Genomic DNA, 14,127 nt, shown 5'->3' with positions numbered 1-14,127 from the left:
GTCAAATCGCCTCTAGTTCGCTCAAAAAGTCACGAAGATCATCAAAATCTTCCGCGCTGCCGGCGCGGAAGGTGGCGGCGGCCTGGACGTAGGCGCGCAGCGTTTCGGTCTGGAACACTTCCAGCAAGGGCACTTCCAGGCCCAGTTCGGCCTGGACCCGCGAGGTGATCTGGATCGCCAGCAGGGAATGGCCGCCCACTTCGAAGAAGTTGTCGTTCAGGCCCACCTGCGGCAGGCGCAGCACGTCGGCCCAGATCGCCGCGACCTGCTGTTCCAGCTCGGTTTCGGGGGCCACATAGGCCTGTTGCAACAGGCTCGCGTCCGGTTCGGGCAAGCCCTTGCGGTCGAGTTTGCCGTTGGGGGTCAACGGCATGTGCGCCAGGAACATGAAGTGCGTCGGCACCATGTAGTCCGGCAGGTGGGTTTTCAGCGCGCGGCGCAGGCTGTCGCGGAACTCGGCTTCATCGGCCAGGTGGGTGTCTGCCGGTACCACGTAGGCGACCAGTTGTTTGCCGGTCGGGCCTTCCTGGGCCACCACGACGGTTTCACCGACATTGTCCTGTTCGCGCAGACGCGCTTCGATCTCGCCCAGCTCAATACGGAAGCCACGGATTTTCACCTGATGGTCGACACGGCCGAGGTAGTCCACCACGCCATCCGGGCGGCCACGGGTCAGGTCGCCGCTGCGATACACACGGCTGCCGGGCTTGCCGAACGGGTCCGGTACGAAGCGCTCGGCGGTCAGGGCCGGGCGTTCCAGGTAACCCCGGGCCACGCCCTCGCCGCCCAGGTACAACTCACCGGCTACGCCGATGGGTTGCAGGTTGAGTTGCGCGTCCAATACGTAGCCGCTGCGATTGCCCAGCAATGTGCCGATCGGTGCGTAGACGGCACCGCACGGGTCACCACGGCGGGCCTTCCACAGCAACGGCGTGACCACGGTTTCGGTCGGTCCGTAGCCGTTGAACAGGTAGGTCGGCTTGAGCGCGCGCCACGCCAGGTCATAGCTGGCCTGGGCCACGGCATCACCGCCGAAGCAGTACACACGAACCTTCGGCGGGTTACCGTCGCGTTCGGCATGTTCGGCCAACTGCTGCAGGTACACCGGCGGGAACACCGCCATGGTCACGTGATGGCGATGCATCTGCTGGTAGGTGTATTCCGGCAGCCACAGGCTGTCATCGCGAATCAGCACGCTGGCGCCGTTGATCAGCGGGTGCATCCAGCCTTCGTGGGAGCCATCGAACGCGAACGACATGAAATGCAGTTCGCAATCGGCCGGCGACGTTTCATAACGCTCGCCAGTGGCAATGATGTGCGCCACCAACGGGCCATGGGACACCGCCACGCCTTTGGGCATGCCGGTGGAGCCGGAGGTGTAGATCACGTAGGCGAGGTTGTCGCCATCCAGTTTCACCTGCGGTGCCGTGTCGCTGAAACCTGTCCATTCCTCGGTACGATCAATCGCCAGGCTATCAAGGCCGTCGGGGATCGGCAGTTGCTGCAAGGCACGGGTGTGGGTCAGCAGCAGCTGCGCGCGGCTGTCCTGCATCATGTACAGCAGGCGGTCACGCGGGTATTCGATGTCCAGCGGCACGTAGACACCACCGGCTTTCATCACCGCGAGGAACGCCACCATGATCTCGGCGCTGCGCGGCATGGCAATCGCCACGCGCACTTCGGGGCCCACGCCACGGGCGATCAATGAATGGGCCAGGCGGTTGGCCTGGCGGTCCAGCTCGCCATAGCTCAGGGTTTGTGCGTCGAACTTCACCGCAACTGCCTCCGGGTTTTCCCGGGCGCGGTCGGCGACTAATTCGTGAACCAGGCGCTTGGCCGAGAAGCCGGCGTCGGTCTGGTCCCACCGCTGAAGAATGTGTTGTTGCTCGTCCTGGCCCAGCAGGTTGAGTTGGCTGATGGGTTGCTGTTGGTCGGCGACCATCGCCTGCAACAGGTTCTGCCAGTGGCCGGCCATGCGTTCAATCGTGGCGGGCGCAAACAGGTCGGTGGCGTAGTTCAGGGAGGCACGCAGGGTCGCCTGGGTTTCCTCCACATCCAGTGCCAGGTCGAACTGGGCAACGCCCTCATCCCAGCTCAGCACCTCGACATCGAGTTCGGTGAGGCGCTGCAGGTGATTGGCTGCCGAGGTCACGCGATGGTTGAACAGCACCTGGAACAGCGGGCTCAGGCTCATGCTGCGCTCGGGTTGCAGGGCCTCTACCAGTTGCTCGAACGGCAGGTCCTGGTGGGCCTGGGCCTCCAGGGAACGCTGGCGTACCTGTTGCAGCAGTTGCACGACGCTCATCTGCCCGTGGATATCGGCCTTGAGTACCTGGGTGTTGACGAAGAAGCCGATCAGCCCCTCGGTTTCCAGGCGATTGCGGTTGGCAATCGGCACGCCGACGCGTACGTCTTCCTGGCCGCTGTAGCGGTGCAGCAACGCCTGGTAGGACGCCAGCAGCACCATCGGCAACGTCACACCGGCGCCTTGCGCCAAGCGGCGCAAACCGGCCAGGAGCTGCGGTGGCAACTCAATGCCCAGGCGTGCGCCACGGTGGCTTTGTACCGCGGGGCGCAGGTAGTCGAACGGCAACTCCAGCACCGGCTGCACGCCACCCAACTGGGCCTGCCAGTACGCCAGCTGGCGGGCCTTCTCGCCGGCCTCCATCCAGTTGCGCTGCCACAGGGCGTAGTCGGCGTACTGGATCGGCAAGGCTGGCAAGTCTGGCATGTGGCCTTGGCTGAAGGCGGCGTACAGCTGCACCAGTTCCTCGACCATCAGTTGCATCGACCAGCCATCGGAGACGATGTGGTGCTGCACCAGCACCAGCACATGATCATCAGCCGCCAGGCGCAGCAGGTTGACCCGCAGCAGCGGTCCGCGCAGCAGCTCGAATGGCTGCGCGACCACCTCAGCGACCCGGGCCTTGAGGCTGGCTTCATCGGTGTCGGCCAGGTCGATTTCGATCAGGCCCGAGTCCTCAATCACCTGCACGGTAGCGGCGGCGTCCTGGCGCACATGGGTGCGCAGGCTTTCATGGCGCGCCAGCAAGGTATCGAAACTGCGTTGCAGCGCGCCGAGGTCAAGCGACCCTCGCAAGCGCAAGGCGCTTGGGATGTGGTACGCGGTGCTATGTGGGTCCAGTTGCCAGAGGAACCATTGGCGCTCCTGGGCGTAGGACAGCGGCAGCGGTTGGCGGCGGTCGGCCTTGAGCAAGGCCGGTGCAACCACGCCCTCCTCGCCCAGGGCCTGCACGAAGTCACCCAGCAGCGGGTTTTCGAACAGGGTCTTGAGCGCCACTTCCAGCGCCAGTGCCTGGCGAACCCGCGAGACCACCCGCGTGGCCAGCAGCGAATGCCCGCCCAGTTCGAAGAAGTGGTCATCGAGACCGACCTGCGGCAGGTCCAGCACGTCGGCCCAGATGGCCGCGACCTGCTGTTCACGCGGCGTCACGGGCGCCACATGACCTGTGCGCAACAGCGCCGTGTCCACCGCCGGCAATGCCTTGCGATCGAGCTTGCCATTGGGGGTCAGGGGCAGGCTGTCGAGGAACATCAGGTGCGCCGGCACCATGTAGTCCGGCAGGCGCTCGCGCAGGGCCGCCTTGTAGACCTCCGGCGCGTCGGGCGCGGAACTCACCAGGTAGGCGATCAAGCGGTCGTTGTCGGCCAGGACCACGGCTTCGCGTATACCGGCCTGCTCGCGCAGGCAGGCTTCGATTTCACCCAGTTCGATGCGGAACCCACGTACCTTGACCTGATGGTCGACCCGGCCGATGTACTCCACCACACCGTCGGCGCGGTAGCGGGCCAGGTCGCCGGTGCGGTACAGGCGTTCGCCCGGCGCACCGTACGGGTTGGGCACAAAACGCTCGGCGGTCAGCGCCGGGCGCTCGTGGTAACCGCGCGCCAGGCCGACGCCGCCGATCAGCAACTCACCGGCCGCGCCCACCGGGCTTGGGGTCAAGCCGGCATTGAGGATGAACAACGCGGTATTGGCGATAGGCCGCCCGACAAAAGGCTGGGCCTCGTGCAGACGATGGGCCGCCGACCAGATAGTGGTTTCCGTCGGGCCATAGAGGTTCCACAGCGGGCCTTGCAGGTCGAGCAGGCGCTGGGCCAGGTCCGACGGCAGTGCTTCGCCGCCGCACAGGCTTTTGATACCGCGCAGCCGTTGGGCGCGCGGGCTTTCCAGCAGCATGCGCCAGGTCGACGGCGTGGCTTGCAGGACGTTGGCGGATTGGCTGTGCACCAGGTCGATGATGGCTTCGGGGTCAAGGGCCAGTTCCTGACCACTCAGCAGCACGGTGGCGCCGACCGTCAGCGGCACGTACAGCTCCAGGGCAAAGATGTCGAACGAGAAGGTGGTCAGCGACAACACGCGGGCGTCAGCACCGATGTCCAGGGTGCCGGCCATGCCGCAGGTGAAGCTGCACAGCGCCTGGTGGCGCACCATCACACCCTTGGGCTTGCCGGTGGAGCCGGAGGTGTAGATCACGTAGGCCAGGTGTTCCGGCGTGACGTTGACCTGCGGGTTGTGCTCGGCGGCGTTGTCATCCGCCTCGACCATCAGCACCTGCACACCCTGCGAGTGCGCCAGGCTGCCATCCAGGTGCGGCTGGGTCAGCAACACTCGCGCACGGCTGTCTTCAAGCATGAAGGCCAGACGGTCCGCCGGGAATTGCGGGTCGAGCGGCACGTAGGCACCACCCGCCTTGAGGGTCGCCAACAGGCCGATCACCATGTCCAGCGAACGCTCGACATGCACCGCCACCAGTACGTCCGGCCCTACGCCCGCCGCGATCAGGCGATGGGCCAGGCGGTTGGCGCGACGGTTGAGTTCGCCGTAGCTGAGGGCCTGGCCATTGAACTGCAGCGCCAGCGCGTCCGGTTGTGCCAGGGCCTGGGCCTCGAACAGCCGGTGCACGCAACGCTCGCGGGGGTAATCAACCGACGTGTCATTCCAGGCCTCGACCATCTGTTGCCATTGCGGCGCGCTGAGCATCGCCAGCTCATCCACAGCCTGGGATGCATCGTGCACCACGGCGCGCAACAGGTTTTGCCAGTGCTCGGCCAGGCGCTCGACGGTCGTGGCATCGAACAGGTCGGTGGCGTAGGTCAGGGACGCCCACAGGCCTTCGGCGGACTCTTCGGTTTCCAGGTTCAGATCGAACTGGGTGCTGTGCCCGGCCCAATCCACCGCTTGCAGGTCCAGGCCCGGCAACTGCAGCGGGGCTGCACGCAGGTTGTCCTGGTGATTGAACATCACCTGGAACAGCGGGTTATGGCTGAGGCTGCGCTCCGGTTGCAGGGCTTCGACCAGTTGTTCGAACGGCAGGTCCTGATGCGCCTGGGCGTCCAGGGCCTGCTGCTTGACCTGGGCGAGCAGTTGGTCGAAGGCCATCTGCCCGTGCACGTCGGCTTGCAGCACCTGGGTGTTGACGAAGAAGCCCAGCAGACGCTCGGTTTCCAGGCGATTACGGTTGGCGATCGGTACGCCGACGCGGATCCGGGACTGGCCGCTGTAGCGATGCAGCAAGGTCTGGAACGACGCCAGCAGCACGACGAACAGGGTCACCTCCTGACGCTGGGCCAGGGCCTTGAGCTCAGCGACCAGCGCGTTGTCGAGCTGGACTTGGCGGCGTGCGCCACGATGGCTTTGCAGCGCCGGCCGCGGGTGATCCAGCGGCAGCTCAAGCACCGGATGCTCGGTGCCCAGACGGGTGCGCCAGTAGTCGAGTTGGCGCTGTTTTTCACCGGCCGCCATCCAGTCACGTTGCCACTGGGCATAGTCGACGTACTGGATCGGCAGCGCAGGCAACGGGGACTGGCCCTGATAGAGCGCCACCAGCTCGTCGACCATGACTTGCATCGACCAGCCGTCGGAGATGATGTGGTGCTGGGTGATCACCAGCACATGGTGCTCAGCCTCGACCTCCAGCAAGTTGACGCGCATCAGCGGGCCATTGACCAGGTCGAACGGGCGCTGGATTTCCTGCGCCACCGCGTGTTCGATCGCCGAGGCCGCGACCCGCTGGTGTTTGATCGGCATCGCCAGGCATGGATGAATCACTTGCCAGGTGTGCTCGCCCTCTTCCACAAAGGTGGTGCGCAGCGGCTCATGGCGCTGCACCAGGGCCTGGAACGCCCGCTCCAGCGCCGCGACGTCCAAGCGGCCGCGCAGATGCAGTGCACTCGGCACGTGGTATGCCGCGCTGGTGGGGTCCAGTTGCCAGAGAAACCACTGGCGCTCCTGGGCGAACGACAGCGCCAGCGGCTGGTCCCGCGTCACCGCCACCAGCGGCAGCGCCCTGGCGGTCTGCAACCCGGCGCAAGCGGCTGCGAACGCTTCCAGCGTCGGTTGTTCGAACAGTGTGCGCAACGGCACTTCCAGCTTCAGGTCATGACGCACCCGCGAGACCACTTGGGTCGCCAGCAACGAATGGCCGCCACGTTCGAAGAAGTGGTCGTTGAGCCCCACCTGTTCCACTTGCAACACTGCTTGCCAGATAGCAGCCAATCGCGCCTGCAGTGGATTTTGCGGCGCCAGGTAGGCCTGGTGCGCTTGATTCAGGTCCGGCGCCGGCAGTGCGCGACGGTCAAGCTTGCCGTTGTTGTTCAACGGCAAGGCCTCGAGGATGACCCAGTGCCCTGGCACCATGTAGTCCGGCAGGGACTGGCGCAAGGTGGCCGCCAGTGCTTGCGGGTCCAGCGTCTGCCCCGTGACGGGCACCACGTACGCCACCAATTGCGTGCCCGTCGCGCTCGATTGTGCGATGACCGCCGCTTCACGCAACGACGGCAAGGCTTGCAGGCTGGCTTCGATCTCGCCCATTTCCACGCGGAAACCGCGAATTTTCACTTGATGGTCGATACGCCCGACGTACTCCAGCGCACCCGCCTCGTTGTAACGGGCCAGGTCGCCACTGCGGTAGAGCCGTGCACCCGGCACGGCGGAGAACGGGTCCGGCAGGAAGCGCTCGGCGGTCAACGCCGGGCGGTCAAAATAGCGTTGCGCCAGGCCGTGCTCGGCGCCGATGCACAGCTCGCCGACGCCCTCGGTGGCCAGCAGCTCGAAACCACTGTCCAGCACATACAAGGCGCGGCCTGCGATGGCCCGGCCAATCGGCACGCCAAACGCATCGCTGGCGTCCGCCCACTGGCAGTCGTGCACGCTGGACACGACGGTGGCCTCGGTGGGCCCGTAGGTGTTGACCAGGCGCACGCCACCCAGGCCGGCGGCGTGCCAGGCGCGCAGCCCTTCCACCGACATCGCCTCGCCCCCCACGTGGACCTGGCGCAGGTTGCCCAGGGTGCGTCGGTCGACGGCGCATTCCTTGGCGAGCAGATACCAGTACGCAGCCGGCAAGTCCGCCAGGGTCACGCCCTGCTCGACGATTTCGCGGGCCAGTTGCCCGGCATCCCACAGCTCATCGCCGCGCATGATCAACGCCGCGCCCACACACAGCGGCGGGTAGCATTGCTCGACGAAGCCGTCAAAGCTGAAGGTCGCGAATTGCAGCACGCGATCAGCAGCACTCAAGCGGCTGTAAGCCTCGGCGCTGTCGCAGAACTGGCTGAGGGCGGCATGGTCGATGGCCACCCCCTTGGGCAACCCGGTGGAGCCGGAGGTGTAGATCACATAGGCCAGGTCGGCAGCGGCGGCCTGGTTGGCTGGATGGGTCGACGGGTAGTCAGCCAACTCTGCACCGGCCGCGGTGAAGTCCAAACGCACCAGCCCTTGGGGCAGTGGCAGGTCGGCCAGCAGCCCGGTTTCGCTGAGCAGCAGGTCCAGGCGGCTGTCCGCCAGCATGTAGGCCAGGCGTTCGGTCGGATAGTTCGGGTCCAGCGGCACATAGGCGGCGCCACTTTTGAGCACCGCCAGCAGGCTGACGATCAACTGCGGGCCACGTCGCGCTGCCAGGCCAACGCGCTGGCCTGGGCCAACACCCAGCGCCAGCAGGCGATGGGCAAGACGGTTGGCGCGGTCGTTCAGCTGTGCGTAGCTCAGGCACGCGTCGCCCGCTTGTACCGCCAGCGCGTCGGGCGTGGCGGCCGCTTGGGCGGCGATACGTTCGTGCACGCGCAGCTGGCGCGGGGCGGCACCGGGCGCCCAGCTATGGGCGAGCACGTCGCGGCGAGTGGCGGCGTCGAGCAGGCGCAGGTTGCCAAGCGGTGCCTGCGCGTCTGCGAGCATCTGCACCAGCAGGTGATGCAGGTTGCCGCTCAGTCGAGCGACCTGTTGCGCGCTGAATCGGGCCTGGTCGTAACCGAACTCCAGGCGCAGGCTGGCGCCCAACTCGATCCCCAGGGTCAGCGGATAGTGGGTCTGTTCATGGTTGTGCAGGCGGCCGAAGGTCAGGCCGGCGGGCGCACCTTGTTTCAAGGCTTCGGCCACCGGGAAGTTTTCGAACACCAGCAAGGTGTCGAACAGCGCAGTGCCCTGCTGCCCCGCCCAGCCCTGGATGTCGTAGAGCGGCACATGTTCGTGGTCGCGCAGGCTCAGGTTGAGGGCTTGCAGTTCGCTCAGCCAGTTGGCCACCGACAGCGCGGGCGAGGCCGCGCTGACAATCGGCAGCGTGTTGATGAACAGGCCCAGTTGCTGTTCGATCCCCGGCAACGGTGCCGAGCGCCCCGCCACCGTGGCACCAAAGGCCACGCAGTCCCGCCCGGTATAGCGCTGCAGCAACAGGCTCCAGGCGCCTTGAAGCACGGTGTTGAGGGTGACTTTGTGGCGGCGGGCAAACTCGCCGAGGGCACGCGTGAAGTCGTCGCCCAGCAGCACCTGATGCTCAGCCATGCCTTTGCCTTCGGACGGTACACGCAGCGCCTGCGCCAGCAAGGTTGGCGTTTGCAACGGTGCCAGGGTGGCTTTCCAGAACGCCTCGCCCGAGGCTTGCTGTTGCAGCCAACCCAGGTAATCGCGGAACTGCCCCAGTGGCGCCGGCACGGCGTGCCCGGCGTAATGAGCGATGACTTCACCCAGCAACTGGGCGTTACTCCAGCCGTCCATGAGAATGTGGTGGCTGGTGAAGATCAGGTGCCAGGCCGTACCGGCACCGCGTACCAGCATCAGGCGAAACAGCGGCGCTGCATTCAGTGCGAAACCTTTCTCGCGCTCGGCCACGGCGAGCGCATCGCAATCGGCGTCGATGTCTTCGATCACGTGCAACTGCACATCGACCTGGCGCTGGATCACCTGGTGCGCGCTGTCCAGGCCGAGCCAGTGGAAGCTGCTGCGCAGGATGTCATGGCGGTCCAGCGCGGCTTGCCAGGCACGGCCGAACGCCAGCAGGTCCAAGCCTTCGATGTCCAGGCGCAACTGGTTGATGTAAGCCTCGGCCTCAGGTGCATAGAGGGTGTGGAACAACATGCCCTGCTGCATCGGCGATAATGGGTAGAGATCGGCAATCGCCGGCCCGGCAATGGGCAAGGCATCCAGTTGCTGCTGGGTCAGGCGTGCCAGAGGGAAGTCCGAAGGCGTGACCTGCCCCGCCGGCGTGGCGCAACAGTGTTCGATCAGGGCCTGGAGTTCCGCCGTGTAGTCATCGGCCAGGCGCTGGACCGTCGCCACCTCGAACATCTCGCGGCTGAACCCCCACTGCAAGGCCAGTTCACCGCCATACACCTGCCCTTCCACGGTCAGCCAGTTGGCCAGCGGCGCCTGCGGGTCCTGGGCCTGGCCACTGCCCAGGGTGGACGGGACGAACAGCGCCGACTCGTTGAACTGGCGGTCGAACTGGCCCAGGTAGTTGAAGGTGATGCGTGGCGCGGCCAAGGCCGACAACGCTTCGCGGGCGTCAGGCGTGCCAAGGTAGCGCAGCAGGCCGTAACCGATGCCTTTGTGCGGCACGGCGCGCAGTTGCTCCTTCACCGATTTGATCGCCGCCGACAGCTCGCCATCGGCGTGCAGGCGCACGGGGAACAGGCTGGTGAACCAACCGACGGTGCGGCTCAGGTCAACCGTGTCGAACAGGTCTTCGCGGCCATGGCCTTCTAGTTGGATCAGCGCGGCGGGCTGCTCGCTCCAGCGGCTGATGACCCGCACCAACGCAGTCAGCAGCAGGTCGTTGACCTGGGTGCGGTAGGCCGCCGGGGCGTCTTGCAGCAGTTGCTGGGTGTGTTCGGCACTGAGGCGGACTTCGAGCGTGTTGCCCAAGTGATTTTGCAGGCCACCCTGGGGATTGTCGCACGGCAGATCGGCACTCGCGGTCTGCGCCTGCCAATGCGGCAGTTGCTCGTCCAGCGTCTGCGCATGGCGCTGCAACTGCTGCGCCCACAGTTGGTAGGCGCTGGTCTTGGCCGGCAACGCAGCGTTGCGGTAAGCCTGTTGCAGGTCTTCGAGCAGGATGCGCCAAGACACGCCGTCCACCGCCAGGTGATGCACCACCAGCAGCAGGCGCTGGGTGCCGTCGGCCATCACGGCCAGGACCGCGCGCAGCAGCGGGCCCTGTTCGAGGTCGAGACTGCGTTGCGCCTCGTCGCACAGTGCGGCCAACTCGGCCTCGTCAGCGACGTGAGACTGCCACAACGAAGCAGTGGCAACCGGCTCGGCGTGAGCTTGCCGCCAACCGTCTGCCTGCTGCACAAAACGCAGGCGCAGGGCGTCGTGGTGGTTGATCAACCGGGTCAAGGCGGCCTCAAGGCGCGCGGGCTCAAGGGGTTCATGCGGGGTCAGCAGCAACGACTGGTTCCAGTGCTGACGCGCCGGGATCGCCTGCTCGAAAAAGCTGTGTTGCACGGGCGTGAGGATCACTTCGCCGGTCACCGGCCCCTGATCGATAGCCGTCGCCTGCTCGAAGGTCGCCACCCGCGCCAGACTGCGCACGCTCTGGTACTGGAACAGGTCCCGTGGGCTGAGGCGAATGCCTGCCTGGCGGGCACGGCTGACCACCTGGATGGAGATGATCGAATCGCCGCCCAGTTCGAAAAAGTTGTCGTCCAGGCCGACCTGTTCCACACCCAGCACATCGCTCCAGATCGCCGCCACGGCTTTCTGCAGGTCGTTTTCCGGAGCGACAAAGGCCTGCTGTGGCGCGGCATCCGGCAACGGCAGGGCCTTGCGGTCGAGCTTGCCGTTGGCGGTCACGGGCAGCTTGGCCAGGAGCACCATATGGCTGGGTACCATGTACTCGGGCAGGCTGCTGAGCAGCCAGGCTTTGAGGTCGACCGGCGCGGGGTCCTCCAGCACCAGGTACGCCACCAGTTGCTTGCCGCCCTGCACCAGCACCACGGCTTCGCGCACCGAGGGGTGTTGCATCAGGCGTGTCTCGATCTCGCCCAGTTCGATACGCAGGCCACGCAGCTTGACCTGATGATCGAGGCGCCCCAGGTATTCGATCACCCCATCGGCGCGCTGGCGTACGCGGTCGCCGGTGCGATACAGACGCGCACCATCACCGAAGGGGCTCGGCACAAAACGCTCGGCAGTCAGGGCCGGGCGTCGATGGTAACTGCGCGCCAGGCCAGTGCCGCCCAGGTACAGCTCGCCGCTGACGCCGGCAGGCACCGGGTTGAGCTGGGCATCGAGCACATAGGTACCGAGGTTGGCGATGGGCCGGCCGATGGGCACGCTGTCGGCGCCTTCGTCGACGCAGGTCCAGTGGGTCACGTCGATGGCGGCCTCGGTTGGCCCATAGAGATTGAACAGACCGGCCTGTGGCAACTTGGCGAACACCTGCAGCTGCGCATCCAGCGGCAAGGCTTCGCCGCTGCACACGATGCGCTTGAGGCTGGCGCAGGCCTGCACACCGGGCTCATGGACAAACGCCTGGAGCATCGACGGCACGAAGTGCAAAGTGGTGATGCCATGCTGCCCGATGGTCTCGATCAGCCGCGCCGGCTCACGGTGTTCACCGGGGGCCGCCACCACCAGGCGCGCGCCGGTCATCAGCGGCCAGAAAAACTCCCACACCGAGACGTCGAAGCTGAACGGGGTTTTCTGCAACACCGCATCACTGGCGTCCAGGCCATAGGCCTGCTGCATCCAGCACAGGCGATTGACCAGTGCGCGATGGCTGTTGCCGGCGCCCTTGGGCTTGCCGGTGGAGCCCGAGGTGTAGATCACGTAAGCGAGGTTCAGCGCGTGCAGGCTGACCTTCGGCGCCTCGGTGCTGTGGCCATCGAGCCAGCTGGCGGGGCGGTCCAAAGCCATCACCTGGATGCCATCGACAGGCAGCAACGGCAACAAGCGTTGCTGGCTGAGCAGCAACTGGATGCCGCTGTCCTCGATCATGTAGGCCAGGCGTTCCTGCGGGTATTCGGGGTCGAGCGGGACATAGGCACCGCCCGCCTTGAGAATCGCCAGCAGGCCGACCACCATTTCGACGGAGCGCTCGACGCAGATCCCCACCAGCACGTCCGGGCCAACACCCTGCTCACGCAAGGCGTGGGCCAGCTGGTTGGCGCGCGCATCCAGCTGGGCGTAGGTCAGCGTGGTTGCACCGAACACCAGTGCCGGCGCACCAGGGGTGGCTTGCACCTGGTCTTCGATCAGGTGGTGAATGCCGCGCTCGGTCGGGTACACCTCGGCGGTCTGGTTCCACGCGTGGACCAGCAATTGCTGTTCCTCTGCGGCCACCATCGGCAACTCGCCGATGCGCTGTTCACCCTCGGCGACCATGGCCTGCAACAGGCTGATCCAGTGCCCGGCCATGCGTGCGATGGTCGGCGCGTCGAACAGGTCATTGGCGTAGGTCAGCGCGGCGTGCAGGGTGCCGGATTTTTCATAGGTGTCGAGGGTCAGGTCGAACTGGGTGGTACGGCCTTGCCACTCCACCAGCGACAACTCCAGGCCGGAGGCGGTGCTGACGCCGGCAATATCCGCCACCACCGGCTGGTGGTTGTACATGACTTGGAACAACGGCGTATGGCTCAGGCTGCGCTCGACCTTGAGCGCTTCCACCAGCCGCTCGAACGGCAACTCCTGATGGGCCTGGGCGCCCAGTGCGTGTTCCTTGATGCTTTGCAGCAGCTCAGTGATACGGGTTTGCCCGGTCAGCTCGGTGCGCAGGACTTGGGTGTTGACGAAAAAGCCGATCAGGCCTTCGACTTCCGTGCGGTTGCGGTTGGCGATCGGCACGCCGACGCGGATATCGCCCTGCCCGGTGTAACGATGCAGCAGCACGTTGAAGGCACCGAGCAACAGCATGAACAGGGTGACATTGTGCTTTTGCGCACAGGTGCGCAATTGCGCGGCCAGCTGCGGGTCGATCGCGAAATCATGGCGCGTGCCCTGATAGCTCGGCATGGCCGGGCGTGGGCGGTCGGTGGGCAGCTCCAGCACGGGGTGCTCATCACCCAGGCGCGCCTGCCAGTACTCCAGCTGACGCGCCTGCTCGCCGGCTTCGAGCCAGCGGCGCTGCCACAGGGCGTAGTCGCTGTACTGGATCGGCAAGGCCGGCAATTGTGGGGCTTCGCTGCGCTCATGGGCGTCGTAGCAGCGGATGAACTCGTCGATCAGCACGTTCATCGACCAGCCGTCGGAGACGATGTGGTGCAGGGTCAGCAGCAACACGTGCTCCTGGGCGTCGAGCTTGAGCAGTTGCACGCGCAGCAGCGGACCGTTTTCCAGGTCGAACGGCAGCAGCGATTGACGGGTCGCAGCGGCGTTGACGGCCTCTTCACGCTCGGCGAGGGCCAGATGGCTCAGATCGAGTTGCTCGACGGTCAACGACGTGTCGGCCGCCACCTGCAACAGGCGTTCATCCGCCTGGCGCTGGAACACGGTGCGCAGGGTTTCGTGGCGCGCGACCAGGCTGGCAAACGCCTGCTCCAGCGCATCCAGGCTCAACGCGCCCTTGAGCCGCACGGCACCCGGCAGGTTGTAGGCCCCGCTGGCCGGGTCCAATTGCCAGAGAAACCACATGCGCTGCTGCGCGTAGGACAGCGCCTGGCGATCCTCCACTTGCACCCCTGCCGGAATCGGAAACCGGGAAAAGTCCACGCCTTCTTTCTGCAAGGCCTGCAGGAACAGTTGGCGCTTTTCCAGGGGCAACCCGATAAACCGGCGAGCAAGTTTCAAGGAGTCTTCAGCATTCATTTCTTGGAGTCCGGAGCAATAGGCAGGAAGCACAAAGGCACGTCGTCCCTATAAAACGAACCGGAGAGGGAAAAATTAGCGGGGAA

Annotated in this window: 1 protein-coding gene; it reads right to left on the bottom strand. The window is 65.7% G+C overall.

The genetic code is table 11. The annotated features are described in order from the left end of the window. Nucleotide 1: 1 nt before the first annotated feature. Entirely contained in the window at nt 2-14,041 is a 14,040-nt protein-coding gene (locus ACI512_RS15525; protein ID WP_405121865.1) for a non-ribosomal peptide synthase/polyketide synthase, read from the bottom strand. Between the last annotated feature and the right edge of the window lie 86 nt (nt 14,042-14,127).

It is taken from the genome of Pseudomonas petroselini, assembly GCF_045037875.1.
Lineage (GTDB): Bacteria > Pseudomonadota > Gammaproteobacteria > Pseudomonadales > Pseudomonadaceae > Aquipseudomonas > Aquipseudomonas petroselini.
This window is presented reverse-complemented; position numbering and strand designations above follow the sequence as displayed.